This is a genomic window from Gillisella vitis, assembly GCF_021559775.1.
Lineage (GTDB): Bacteria > Pseudomonadota > Alphaproteobacteria > Rhizobiales > Rhizobiaceae > Allorhizobium > Allorhizobium ampelinum.
In genome coordinates this window covers 3360289-3372755 of the sequence record NZ_CP056047.1, presented here as the reverse complement: position 1 = coordinate 3372755, position 12467 = coordinate 3360289, and the positions used below count along the sequence as shown (strand labels likewise).

At 58.5% G+C, this 12467-nt stretch carries 7 protein-coding genes; 2 read left to right on the top strand and 5 right to left on the bottom strand.

Going from position 1 to position 12467, the window contains the following annotated elements; translation table 11 throughout:
• Nucleotides 1-16: 16 nt before the first annotated feature.
• Together AVCG78_RS15590 and AVCG78_RS15585 are read right to left on the bottom strand one after the other, a co-directional pair.
• Nucleotides 17-1393, bottom strand: a complete 1377-nt coding sequence (locus AVCG78_RS15590; protein WP_071203187.1) for an MFS transporter — start codon at nt 1391-1393, stop codon at nt 17-19.
• Between the two features lie 117 nt (nt 1394-1510).
• Nucleotides 1511-6304, bottom strand: coding sequence for an NAD-glutamate dehydrogenase (locus AVCG78_RS15585; RefSeq protein WP_174089724.1), 4794 nt, complete (start codon nt 6302-6304; stop codon nt 1511-1513).
• Nucleotides 6305-6541: 237 nt separating this feature from the next.
• Here AVCG78_RS15585 and pdxY point away from each other — a divergent pair, with 237 nt between their 5' ends.
• Both pdxY and AVCG78_RS15575 read left to right on the top strand, forming a co-directional pair.
• Nucleotides 6542-7420, top strand: coding sequence for a pyridoxal kinase PdxY (gene pdxY / locus AVCG78_RS15580; protein WP_015917582.1), 879 nt, complete (start codon nt 6542-6544; stop codon nt 7418-7420).
• Nucleotides 7421-7491: 71 nt separating this feature from the next.
• Nucleotides 7492-8133 carry a carbonic anhydrase gene (locus tag AVCG78_RS15575; RefSeq protein WP_071203183.1) on the top strand — a complete coding sequence of 214 codons (642 nt, stop codon included), beginning with the start codon at nt 7492-7494 and terminating at the stop codon, nt 8131-8133.
• Between the two features lie 113 nt (nt 8134-8246).
• Here the strand turns inward: AVCG78_RS15575 and AVCG78_RS15570 are convergent, their stop codons facing one another.
• The 3 genes from AVCG78_RS15570 to AVCG78_RS15560 all read right to left on the bottom strand — a co-directional run bounded on the left by AVCG78_RS15570 (nt 8247) and on the right by AVCG78_RS15560 (nt 12302).
• The gene (locus AVCG78_RS15570; protein ID WP_322267433.1) at nt 8247-10103 is read right to left on the bottom strand and encodes a di-heme-cytochrome C peroxidase; all 1857 of its coding nucleotides are present in this window, start codon (nt 10101-10103) and stop codon (nt 8247-8249) included.
• 217 nt (nt 10104-10320) lie between these two features.
• Nucleotides 10321-11139 (bottom strand): lytic murein transglycosylase, encoded by an 819-nt coding sequence (locus AVCG78_RS15565; protein WP_071203178.1) that lies wholly within the window; start codon nt 11137-11139, stop codon nt 10321-10323.
• A 128-nt stretch (nt 11140-11267) separates the two neighbouring features.
• A complete protein-coding gene (locus AVCG78_RS15560) occupies nt 11268-12302 on the bottom strand; it encodes an aspartate-semialdehyde dehydrogenase (protein WP_015917578.1) in 1035 nt (344 codons plus the stop codon).
• Nucleotides 12303-12467 lie beyond the last annotated feature (165 nt).

Here is a 12467-nt window from a genome sequence, read left to right as displayed (position 1 = left end):
ATTTGATGCTGGATTTTCAGCTCTTCTTATTCGCCGGGTAGGGCGTCGCCAGCAGCAGGACCAGCCCAACACCGAGAAAGATGACCAAACTCGCCATGCCCGCCCGTGACGAACCGGTGGCGGTGGTGATCAGCGAAAACGACAAGGTCGCCATGAAACTGGTGGCGCGGCCTGATAGCGCGTAGATGCCGAAATAACGACCTGCTTCCTCAGGGGCGATGCTGCGGGCGAGATAGGAGCGGGACGAGGCCTGAACCGGGCCGAAGGCAAGGCCGATCAGGATGCCGTAGAGGATATAGACTTTCTCCGCTGCCGTGCCGAACAGGCTGCCGGTACTATCAGGCGAAAGCGGTATCAGGCCGAAGGCGGTGAAGCTGGGGCCGGTGGAAATAATGCCGAATGTGGCCGCCAAAAGCAGGATCAGACTGATGACTACCATGGTTTTCGAGCCAAGCGCCGCATCCAGCCGGCTTGCAAGGGCGCAGCCGAAAATGGCGACGACATTGAGAATAATGCCGTAAATGCCGATTTCCATCGTTGACCAGCCGAACATGCCAGCGGCAAACACCCCGCCGAGGATCAGCAGGCCGTTGACGCCGTCCTGGTAGATCATCCGGGCAATAAGGAACCTCAAAATGCCAGCCCGGTGCCGCACCTCGCGTAGCGTGGCCTTGAGGTCAGTAAGCCCGGCTCTCACCGCCTTGCCAAACGTATCGCCCTTCTTCTGGTCGGGCGTGAAGAAGAACATCGGCAGGATGAACAGTAGATACCAGAGCGCCGAGACCGGCCCGGTGACGCGGGCATCCTCGCCCGTTGCGGGATCAAGCCCGAACAGCGGCGTGCTGCCTAAAATGGTCTTGCCCGTGTCGGGATTGGCCGCAACGAACAGCACGACGGCAATCAGCACGATCATCCCGCCGAGATAGCCGAGCCCCCAGGCCATATTGGAAATCCGGCCGACATCCTTGGCGCTCACTAGCCGTGGCATCATCGAATCGTTGAAGACGATGGAAAATTCGGCGGCGATCGAGGCAAGGCTGAACAGAACCAGCGGAAAAATCACCGGTGAGCCGGGAACAGCTTGCCAGAGCAGCAGAAGACAGGTGATCTTGATGACCGCAAAAAAGGCGATCCAGGGCTTGCGTGAGCCGCTGCGGTCGGCAATGGCACCCAGAACGGGTGAGAGCAGGGCGATCACCACCGAGGCGACGGTGGCGGCATTGCTCCAGGCGGCCTGTGCGCTGACCGGATCGCTGGTGAAGCGGGAGACGAAATAGGGACCGAAAATAAAGGTCGTGACCACGGTGAAGAAGGGCTGGGCGGCCCAGTCGAACAGCATCCAGCCCCATATGCCGGATCTGCTGGTCTGCCTTGTCTGTGTCTCTGATTGCATTGTCGTGCCTGTCGCCACCGATGATCTCGGCGGCGACACTGGCATTATCTCATGACAGCTTCAATGGGGCTGGTTTCCAACCCCATTGAAGCAATGCGCCAATCACAAAAGCGCCTTTCACGCAGCGCCTTGGGCGATGTCCGTCAGCAGGCTGGCGGCAACGGTGAGGCGCGACAAGCTCGGATCACCTTCCGTGAGCGCGATCAACTCACTACCCAGCCTGTTGATCCGTATCGCATCCGCAGACCGCCAGGCGGCAACCGGATCGCGGCTGTCCCCGTGCTGGGTCAGGGCCTGGACGATGATATTGCGCCGCGCCTTCAGCACCAGATCCAGGCTGCGCAGCCGGGCCAGGCTGTCGTAATGGTCGCTGGTCGGGATTTTTTCGACCGAGGACAGCAGCCTGCCAATCCGGAAGATTTCGCTGACCTTGTAATAGCCTTCCGTTGCCTTTTGCAGGCTGGCATCGGCCCGAAGTGCGACGGAAATCACCTCCGGGGTGACCGTGAGGCTCCACAATTCGGCGAGGTCCTCGGCCAGATCTTCCGGCACGCCGGCAGCGGTCATGGCCCTGGTCTCGGCACCGATCTGCGCCGAGAAATCGGCTGGGGTGACCGAGCGGCTGAAGCCTTTGAAGGATTTGATCGCGCTTTTCAACTTGCGCACCACATCCGACAGGTCACCGGCGGCCAATCGTGTATCAATCGCCAGTTTGGTGAAGACGCGGTAGACCGTGGCGACCCGCTGGTAGAGATCGTTCTGCGCTTCGCCGGAAATTTCCCCGTCCAGCGCGTCGATCCGGTCCCAATAGGCCCGCAGATCCAGCCCATCGCGGGTGAGAAGGGCGGCTCTGGCAATATCCTCTGCTGTACCGCCAGTCGCGTCGCTCATCCACGCCATGAAGCCTGGGCCGCCACGGTTGATAATGTGGTTGGCGAGCACAGTCGCAATGATTTCGCGGTGCAGCCGATGCGTGGCAATGTCATCGGCGTAAGGCTTGCGCATTTTCTTCGGGAAGTAATTGCTGAGAATGCTGGCGCAATAGGGATCGTCCGGCAGGCTGGTTTCGACCAGATCATCGAACAGCGAGATCTTGGCATAGGACAGAAGCACGCCGATTTCCGGGCGGGTCAGGGATTGACCGCCTGCATAGCGCTCGGCCAGCGCCGCATCATCCGGCAGGGTTTCCACCTTGCGGTTCAGCCTGCCAGAAGCCTCTAATACGGTCATCAGTCGCGATAGCTCATCGCGATTACCGCTGCCCTGACGCGCCACCAGCGAAATCGCCAGGGATTGGAGATAGTTGTTGCGCAATACCAGTTCGCCGACTTCCTCGGTCATCGAGGCCAGCAGTTTGTTGCGGGCCGGGAGATCGAGGCGACCGCTTGATACCGCCGTTGACAGGGCAATCTTGATATTGACCTCGACGTCGGAGGAATTGACGCCCGCCGAATTGTCGATGGCGTCAGAATTGCAGCGTCCGCCCTTCAGCGAAAAGCCGATGCGGCCCTTCTGGGTGACGCCGAGATTGGCGCCTTCGCCGATCACCTTGGCGCCAACCTCATCCGCCGTAATGCGGATCGGGTCATTGGCGCGGTCGCCGACCTCGGCATCGGTTTCCGACAGCGCCTTGATATAGGTGCCGATGCCACCGAACCACAACAGATCGACCGGCGCCTTCAGGATCGCGGTCATGATTTCAAACGGTGTCGCCACTTTCTTGGCAAGGCCGATTGCCTCGGCGGCTTGCGGGGTCAATGTGACGGACTTTTCCGTCCGTGAAATGATCATCCCGCCCTTGGATAGCAAGGTCTTATCGTAATCCTGCCAGCTGGAGCGGGCGAGGCCGAACATCCGCTTGCGCTCCTGGAAGGATTTTTCCATGTCTGGATCGGGGTCGATAAAGATATCGCGATGGTCGAAGGCGCCAATCAGCCGGATCTTGCGTGACAGCAGCATGCCATTGCCGAACACGTCGCCCGACATGTCACCGACGCCTGCGACCGTGAAGGGCGTCTTCTGGATATCGACGCCTATTTCGCGGAAATGCCGCTTGGCAGCTTCCCAGGCGCCGCGGGCGGTAATGCCCATTTTCTTGTGGTCATAGCCAGCGGATCCGCCGGACGCGAAGGCATCGTCCAGCCAGAACCCGGCCTCGCGGGCCAATCCGTTGGCCGTATCGGAAAAGGTTGCCGTGCCTTTGTCGGCGGCGACGACGAAATAGGGATCGTCTCCATCCAGCCGCACCGTATCGGCGGGGGCGACGACCGCGCCATCCTTGATATTATCGGTGATCGACAGCAGCGTGCGGATATAGGTCATATAGGCTTCCCGGCCCATCCGCAGGTAGTCTTCCCGGTTGGCGGGGCTTGGCAATTGCCGGGGAAAGAAGCCGCCCTTGGCGCCGACAGGCACGATCACCGCATTCTTCACCTGCTGCGCCTTGACGAGGCCGAGCACTTCGGTGCGGTAATCCTGGGCGCGGTCCGACCAACGCAAGCCGCCACGGGCAACCTTGCCGAAGCGCAGATGCACGCCCTCGACCTCTACCCCATAGACAAACATTTCCCGGAACGGGCGCGGTTGCGGCAGGCCGTCCAGTTGCTGGGGGTCGAATTTGAAAGCCAGCATCGGCTTGACATTGCTGCTGCTGTTTTTCTGCGAAGAGAGGCTTTTCTGGAAATAATTGGTGCGAAGGGTCGAATCCACAGCGTTCTGGTAACGCCGCAGGATACGGTCCTCATCCAGGCTCGGCACGGAGGCGAGTGCTGTCTCGATGCCGTCGCGCAGTTCCGCCAGTTTGCGCGGACGCGATTTTTCAGAAAGCTTCGGATCGAAAGACTGGTGGAACAGGGTGAAGAGATCGGCGGTGATCTCAGGATATTTGTTCAGTGTTTCGGCAATATAGGTGAGGGAATAGACCAGGCCCGCCTGGCGCAGATAGGCCGCATAGGCGCGCAGAACAGCCACTTCGCCGACATTCAGCCCAGTGCTCAACACCAACCGGTTGAAGGCATCGTTGTCGACCACGCCGTTGAAGACGGCAAGGAACGTGGCCTCCACACGTGCGCCGTGCCGGGCAATGTCGAAATCCTGGCCAGCGCGAACCGCCAGTTCCATGTCATGCAGAACGACCAGCTGATCTCCGGTCTTGTCGGCTCCTTTGACCGAGATGTCAAAGGTTCGTTCGCTGACGACGCTGAAGCCGAGATTTTCAAGCAGCGGCACGCGCCGCGACAGTGGCAGGTGATGACCGGCGTGGAACACCTTGAGATAAAGCGTCTGGCCTTCCGCCGTCTGGCGATTGTGGAAGGCGATAGAGGCTTTCGCGCCGGACAGGCAGGTCTGGATATGGCTGAGATCGGCGACAGTCTCTTCCGGTGAAAACGCATCCTCGAAAGCGCGGCTGACGACCAGTTGCGGCGATTTCGGCGGAGCAAGGCTGGCGAAGCGGTCATCCCATCGGGCGGTAATGGCCTTGACCGCCTCTTCCAGTTTGTTCTGGGCGATGCGCGGTGTCTTGCCTTCCGAACGGCCGATGATGAAATGCACCCGCGCCACGCCACCTTCCGGGAAAGCCGGATAATATGCCGAGAGGCGGCCATCGTAGACCTTGGTGAAATAGTCGCCGATCTTCTCGCGCACCAGTGAATTATATTCCTCACGCGGCACGAAGACCAGCAGTGAGACGAACCGGTCGAAATGGTCGATCCGTTGCAGCACACGCACCCTTGGCCGTTCGCTCAGATCCATGATCTGCTCGCAGAAGCGCGAAAGCGTTTCGGTATCGATCTGGAACAGGTCGTCGCGTGGGTAGGATTCCAGCGTGTTCTGCAATATCCGTCCGGAGTGGCTCAAAGGGTCGAAATTGAACTGGTCGGTGACCTTCTCGACCTTGGCGCGCAGCAGGGGAATGTGATTGACGGAATGGGTATAGGCGGTGGCTGTGAATAGCCCGACGACCCGCAACTCACCGACAACCTTGCCCGCAGCATCGAAGCGCTTGATACCGATGTAATCCATATAGGCGCGGCGATGCACCACGGATTTGACATTGGCCTTGGTGACGATCAGGTCATCCGGCCCCTGAAGAAAGGCCAGGATTTCCGGCGTGGTCGTCACCGCATTGCGGCCCTGGCGCAACACCAGAACATCGGGATTGGAGAGGATGCCCAGTCCACGGCCCTTGTCGCGCTCCAGTTTGGCGTTCGCGCCATCACCGGAATAAAGATATTCGCGCATGCCGAGGAAGGTGAAATTGTCGTCGCGCAGCCATTCCAGAAAGGCGATGGCTTCGGCTCGTTCTGTCTTGCGCTTGACATTGGACTGCTCGGTCAATTCGGCCATGACGCTGTCGAGCAGCGAGATCATCGGCTGCCAGTCACTGGCAACGGTGCCGACCTGGGCAACGACGGATTGTAGCCGTTCCGCAAGGCCCTTGGCTTGATCCTCGTTCAAGGGCGCCAGATGCAGTTGGATATAGCTCACGCGGTCGCTGGTCTCGGTCTGGGTGTCGGCGAGTGCCCAGCGGCCCTCCGCCTGGACCAGAATCGGATGGATGGTGAGATGAATATCACGAAACTGGCTTGTGACCTCGCCCATGACCGAATCATAGAGAAACGGCTTGTTGCGATCGACGATGGACAGCACGCTGAGGCTTGCGCCATCGGCGGCGATGCCTTCGACGGGGGCAATGCGCACTTGTGCTCCCTTGCCCTGCCAGTCTTGCAGGTCCTGGCTGGCGCGAAGGGCCGCAGCTCGAAGCATCGCGGCATCGTAATGCTGGAGATCGTCATCGCTGGCGCGTCCGAAAAGGGCGCCCGGATCGATGAGGCCAGGCTGGTTTTCTCCGGCTGTGGATCTGGCAAGCTCAAAGAGCTGGTCCCGTTTTACCCGTTTTGCTGCAACCACGACTTTCCTCCAAGGCATTTTGCTGCGGTATCTTCGTCACTATGCACTACCAGTGATTTCAGAATCATATCTGTGAGGGCAAATGTGGGTTCCACAAGCCGAATTTTTGTTTTTTTCATTTTTTTGGAGACAAAATCCCAAAAAGCGGTCGAATTTTCGCCGCTAGCCATCAAAATTTGACAAAACAGCCTCAAAAGCGTCGAGTAGGATCACACGTTCACGAGGTTTCATCCGTCTATGTCCGAAAGCCCAGCCGGTGCCGTCATCGCCATTTCCAGCCATGTCATTCGCGGATCGGTCGGCAATCGCGCCGCCGTCTTCGCGCTTGAAAGTCTTGGCTTCCCGGTCTGGTCGATGCCAACTGTGGTTTTGCCCTGGCATCCGGGCCACGGCCCTTCCACCCGCATGAGCTTTCCCGACGATGTTTTCGATGCGGCCATCGATGACCTGATCCGGGCACCCTGGCTTTCCGAGGTTAAGGCTGTGATGACGGGCTATTTCGGCAGCGCACGCCAGCCATTGGCTGTGGCCCGGCTGGTTCAGGCGTTGAAGCAGCATAATCCCGATCTCGTTTATCTCTGCGACCCTGTCATCGGCGATCTGCAGGGCCTCTACGTGCCGGAGGCAACGGCGGTTGCGATCCGCGATCACTTGATCCCGCTGGCCGATATCGCCACGCCCAACCGCTATGAACTGGCCTGGATGGCCGGTGCAGAGCTGGACACCAATGCCGCGATCATCGATGCGGCCCTGTCGCTCGGGCCGTCGCTGATGGCCGTTACCTCAGCGGTGCCGATGATGGCGGGCAGTATCGGTAACCTGCTCCTGTCGAACCGCAATGCGCTGCTGGCTGAACACCGGGCGATGGACGGGGTGCCGAATGGGTTGGGCGATCTGTTTTCGGCGCTGCTTCTGGCCAGACTTCTCCAGCAGCATAGCGAGGAGAAGGCCCTGCAACTGGCGACAGCCAGCGTATACGAGGTCCTGGCACGATCACTGAAACGCCAGAGTGACGAACTGACCTTGGAACAGGACCAATCGAGCCTGATCACGCCGATGGCGCTGGTGCAGATTCGCAGGCTGCTGCATCCGGCCAGCCGACCGGTTCGCTCATGACGTGTAAAGGTGGCGGGCACTGGTGGTTTTCCTTGCTTGTCAACCGTGCTGCATCGCGATAATCCAAAGCCATGACAGATTTTCCAGCTTCCCTTCTCGCCGGTTACAGCAACTTCATGAACGGCCGCTATAGCGACGAGCGGGACCGGTATCGTGCCTTGGCCGAGCAGGGCCAGAACCCCAAAACCATGATTGTCGCCTGTTGCGATTCCCGATCAGCTCCGGAAACCATTTTCGACTGTGGCCCGGGTGAATTGTTCGTGGTGCGTAATGTCGCCAATATGGTGCCGCCCTATGAGCCGGACGGCCAGTATCACTCGACCTCTGCGGCGCTTGAATTTGCCGTTCAGGCATTGAAGGTCGAGAACATCATCGTCATGGGCCATGGGCGCTGCGGTGGTATCCGCGCTGCATTGGACCCGGATTCCGAGCCGCTGTCTCCCGGTGATTTCATTGGAAAATGGATGAACCTGATCAAGCCCGCTGCCGAGCAGATCCAGAATGCCTCTGTCATGACCGATGCCGAGCGCCAGACGGCCATGGAGCGGATCTCGATCCGCAACTCCATTGAAAACCTGCGCACCTTTCCCAATGTCCGGGCTTTGGAAGACGAGGGCAAACTGGCCATCCATGGTGCCTGGTTCGATATCTCCAATGGAGAATTATGGGTGATGGACCCCGAAAGCCGTGATTTTCTGCGGTTGGACCCGTAATTTTGGTCAGAAAAGCTTCGCCTATCGTCAATGTGTTGAAGGCCTGAGAGCCTCTTCTATGCAACGGGACCGGATAAACCGGTCCCGTTGTTTGTTTGCTGTGGCGTAATTTATTACAGTGTCTTGAGATATTCGAGCAGTGCGGCCTTGTCATTGTCGGACAGATCGGTGCCGAACTCATGGCCACAGCGGCTATTGCCGGAATTTCGCTGGCTGCAATCCGTCGTCTGTGTGACCGTATTCAATCCGGTCTGGGTGGCGGCGATACCGACCAGCTTCGGATCGTAATCGGCGCCGACAGCGAATTTCTGCGGTCTCTGGTCGGTCGATTTCAACAGATCCGCAAGGGTTGGAACCGAACCATTGTGCAGATAGGGCGCCGTCGCCCAGATGCCGTAGAGAACCCGGGACTCGTATTTGAATTCGGTGGTCGGAGAATTCGACGAGTCCGGTGCCTGGCCAGCCGTGGTTCCGGTCGCTTTGAGCGCGGCATTTGCCCTTGCGGTGGAGATTTTTGCCTGGACCGCAGCCAATGTCTGACCCTGCGAGCGCGGGAAGGCATTCTGCAATTCCTTGAGATCCGAGGACAGGTTTAGCTCTGGCAGCTTCGACTCGAAGGCATCGTCGATGGCGCTCTGCAACAACGGAAATTTCAGGTCGCGCAGATCGAAAATGCTCTCGGCATAATGCTGTAGAATGCTGCCTTCGACCGCAACGGTCAGAATATCGATGGACGGCGAGGTTGCGGCGAGTTTGTCGTTGGCGAAGGGAATGCGGGCGCCCGTCATTACACCGGGTGATGCTGTCCAGTTCATGACATTATATTCACGGCTGTCAGTTCCAACATCCACCAGGGGCGTGGCCCAGGTGGCATTACCAAGCGAGGGCGTGCCGGGCTTCTGTCCATGACAATCGAAACAACTGTTGCCGCTTCCATTGGTGCCGCGCCAAGTGTTGAAAAGTGTCTCGCCTTTGCTGGCAAGCGTCGCATCGACGGGAAAGGGGTATTTGGGAGGCCCCATCTGCTTGATCAGATCCTCCAAGGTGCTGAGCCCTTCAAAGTTGAGGGAGTTACCCTTCAAATAATCATAGCCGAGTAGTGACCACTTTTCCTTGGTGGGTTCGAAAACACCGAACACCCCATAGACTTCACCCACATTGCGCGCCAAGCCCAGAATATCGCTGCCATTGGCGGCAAAGCCCGGCCATTGGGTCCGGTCCTGGATGGCAGCATTCCACAGGAACGGATACCGGACCGGCGCATCAGCGGGCTGGATATTGGCTACGATCAACCGTGATGGCGGTGGGCCGAGATCAAGGCCCGTGAGCCGGTTAAAGATCATCCCCACTGCATCCAGTCGACCGACACCCCAACTTTCATGGGGAACGCCCTTGCTGACGATCGCATGGTAGCGTTGCGTCCAAAGCGTAAAGTCCACCTGTAATTGCGCGCGGCTGCTGGGATCTTGATAGTCCGTTCCCAGCACCGTCTTGGTAAAACGATCAAAGGCGGCGGGATCGACGACGAGTTTCTGGGTGGATGCATCCAGATCCAGCAGAAAGCTATGGAAATCCGAGAGCGCTGGCCCACCATCAATGCGGTATCGGATGTTGGAAACGGCAATTTCCCGCGTGTGGCAGGCGGCGCAAGTCATGCCCACCTCCTTGCGGGAATCCGGGCCCGTCACGGTAAAGCCAACCGGAAGCCCGTTGTTCGGGCCATCCATTGTCAGATAGCCATAGCGCGTCAGATTGTCGGCGAGAAACGGTGTGCCATCCGGCAAGGTGAGCGCCTGCATCCAGGAAAGCGGCATCAGGCGCGATCCCTGGTCCTGGGTGTAATAGATCGCTCGATCCATGGCAGACCAATTGGTGCCCTGATCCGTATAGACAAGGCTCTGGGCGCTGGCCGAGCCAGCGACAAGACAGAGTGCTGCGACTAACGATGCCACGACTTTGATATTTTTCACGAAGCCCCCCTCGATCATATCAACCTAAATTTGAAATTTAGAGGGTATTAATGCACGTAATAACTGAAATTACAACCAATAAGGTAATGTCAAATTAGTACACTTCCAAAGAAAAGGGCGGTGCATTTTTCAATGCTCCGCCCTTCATTCATGGATTGTTCTAATTTATAGAAACGAAGCGAAAACCATGCTGGTTTTCTCTACGGTGCTGTAGGTCTCAGGGAGCGTCGATCTGCTTGCCGATATAGGCAATCGCCTGCTGGTAGACCGTTGCCGCATTCCAGCCGCCGATGGCGGAGAAATTCGGCTCGCCCGGCTGATAGCCAAGGCCGGGCTGCCAGCCATGACCCCTCAGGAAATTGGCCGTGGACGACAGGGCGTCGGCGCGGGAATGGATGAGGTCGATATGGCGGTCACCGTCGCCATCGACGCCGTAGAGCGTGACATTTTTCGGCAGGAACTGCGTCTGGCCGATTTCGCCATGGGCGGCACCACGGGAGTTTACGTCCAGATCGCCATCGGCCACCAGTTTCAAGGCGGCGTAAAGCTGCTCCCGGAAATAATCGCTGCGGCGACAATCGTACGTCAGGGTCGAGACAGCAGACAGCGTGTGTTCATTGCCCATGTAGCTGCCAAACCCGGTTTCCATGCCCCAGATGGCAATGATCGGGCCAGCCGGAACGCCGAAACGCCGCTCGATGCTGGCGAAAAGCGGGGCATTGGCCCTTTTCATCGACTTGCCGCGGCTGATGATGGTTTGCCCACCGCGCTTTTTCATGAATTCATCGAAGGAGAGCCTGAAGCTCTTCTGGCCGCGATCGGCTCGGATGGTCGGGACATTGTAGCGGACATTGGCAAAGGAGCGGTCGAGAACCGATTGGCTGATGCCACGGCCGACGGCTTCCCGCTTGAAGCCTTCCACCCATTGCTCGAAACCGGCGGACGTATTGCCGCATTGGGCGGCATTTGCAGCCTGTGCTGTCGCCAGTGTGGCAAGAGCCGTGAAAGCTATGGCAAAAAACGTCCTGGTTCGCATCGATACCTCGTCTGGAAAAGGGAAGGGGGGCAGCCGCCTTTCGGCTGCGTCCGGCTTATCTGCATTCAAGTCGGGCAAGGCAAAACGGCTGAGCGCGATTGCGTCCAGCCGTTGCCGAAATCCTGTCTTCAGGCTGCCAGGGCCTTTGGCTTGATCAAACCGCGGTTGACCAGCAATTCCGCGATCTGAACGGCATTGAGAGCCGCGCCCTTGCGCAGATTGTCGGAAACGACCCAGATATTCAGGCCGTTTTCAACCGTGGCGTCCTCGCGGATCCGGGAAATATAGGTGGCATCTTCGCCAGCGCATTCGACGGGGGTGATGTAGCCGCCGTTCTCGTGCTTGTCGATCACCAGGCAACCGGGTGCTTCACGCAGGATATCGCGGGCCTGGTCGGGAGAAATTTCCCGCTCGAACTCGATATTGACCGATTCCGAATGACCGATGAAGACGGGAACGCGCACGGCTGTGCAGGTCACGCGGATCTTCGGATCGAGCATCTTCTTGGTTTCGGCCAGGACCTTCCACTCTTCCTTGGTATAGCCATCTTCCATAAAACTATCGATATGGGGGATGACGTTGAAGGCGATCCGCTTGGTGAACTTCTTGGATTCGACCGGATCGGCGACGAAGACGGCGCGGGTCTGGGTGAACAGCTCGTCCATGCCTTCCTTGCCGGCGCCGGATACCGACTGATAGGTGGAAATGACGACGCGCTTGATGGTGGCGAAATCATGCAGCGGCTTCAAGGCCACGACCAGCTGGGCCGTCGAGCAATTGGGATTGGCGATGATGTTGCGGTTCTTGAAGGCGGTGATGGCATCCGGGTTTACTTCCGGCACGATCAGCGGCACATCCGAATCGTAGCGCCAGGCTGAGGAATTATCGATGACCACGCAGCCCTGGGCACCGATCTTCGGGGACCACTTCTGTGAAATCGTGCCGCCCGCCGACATCAGGCAAAGATCGGTATCGGAAAAATTATAATTTTCCAGATTTTGGACCTTCAGAACCTTGTCGCCATAGGACACTTCCGTGCCTTGCGAACGGGACGAGGCCAAAGCCACGACTTCGCTGACCGGAAAACCGCGTTCGACGAGGATGTTGAGAATTTCGCGACCGACATTGCCGGTGGCGCCTACGACTGCAACTTTGAAACCCATTTTCCTGCTCTCTTTCTGTCTCTCCTCGGTTTTTTGAGGGGGAAGGCGCGTGACCGCGTCTTCCTTGTCCCCGGCCGTGCCGGGGAGAGAGCGGAGGCCAGAGACGTCAGACGGTTTTGGTCGTCGTTTTGGCCTTGGTGGTTGAGGACATGGCAAACGCCATCA

What these genes read in the sequence shown, in the direction of transcription:
- AVCG78_RS15575 (WP_071203183.1), top strand. Translation starts at nt 7,492, where the DNA reads ATGACAGATTTTCCAGCTTCCCTTCTCGCCGGTTACAGCAACTTCATG.
- AVCG78_RS15590 (WP_071203187.1), bottom strand. Translation starts at nt 1,393, where the DNA reads ATGCAATCAGAGACACAGACAAGGCAGACCAGCAGATCCGGCATATGG.
- pdxY (WP_015917582.1), top strand. Translation starts at nt 6,542, where the DNA reads ATGTCCGAAAGCCCAGCCGGTGCCGTCATCGCCATTTCCAGCCATGTC.
- AVCG78_RS15565 (WP_071203178.1), bottom strand. Translation starts at nt 11,139, where the DNA reads ATGCGAACCAGGACGTTTTTTGCCATAGCTTTCACGGCTCTTGCCACA.
- AVCG78_RS15560 (WP_015917578.1), bottom strand. Translation starts at nt 12,302, where the DNA reads ATGGGTTTCAAAGTTGCAGTCGTAGGCGCCACCGGCAATGTCGGTCGC.